Genomic DNA, 463 nt, shown 5'->3' on the forward strand with positions numbered 1-463 from the left:
AAACAGCCAACTGTATTTTTTCCGTTTGAAGTTCTTGTTAGCTGTTACCGCATATTTTCAGCATCATAGCGACAAATTTGGCATTTAAAATCTTCTTCTAAATAACTTTGATAAAGAGATTCATCGTCAACGATACCTCCATTTACACAACTAGTATCCCAATTACCTTCATCATCTTCGATCATTCCAATAGGACCTTCACATTGAACACCTTCAAGTAAAGGTTTAATAACTTTTTCATAATGGAATGTTTGTTTGCCTTTTAAAATACTTAAGTCACCTGCATTCGCTTTAAGCAATTTAACTATCCCAACACTGGCATTTGAATCAACACCAACACCTTTTGCCATTTCTTCAATGTAATTTTCGTTATCAAGCAAAAATTCTAAAACTTCCAAGTTCATTTGTAATACTCCATAGTTTAATTGTGACAGCTAACGCTCTGCTAAGCGGCAAATAAACA

General features: G+C 33.7%; 1 protein-coding gene. It reads right to left on the bottom strand.

Features of this window, described 5'->3' with window-relative positions:
• Window positions 1–44 precede the first annotated feature (44 nt).
• Window positions 45–404, bottom strand: a complete 360-nt coding sequence (locus A1QO_RS07180; RefSeq protein ID WP_017041081.1) for a hypothetical protein — start codon at window positions 402–404, stop codon at window positions 45–47.
• Window positions 405–463: the final 59 nt, after the last annotated feature.

Origin of the sequence: Vibrio genomosp. F10 str. ZF-129 (genome assembly GCF_000287055.2) — a bacterium.
GTDB lineage: Bacteria > Pseudomonadota > Gammaproteobacteria > Enterobacterales > Vibrionaceae > Vibrio.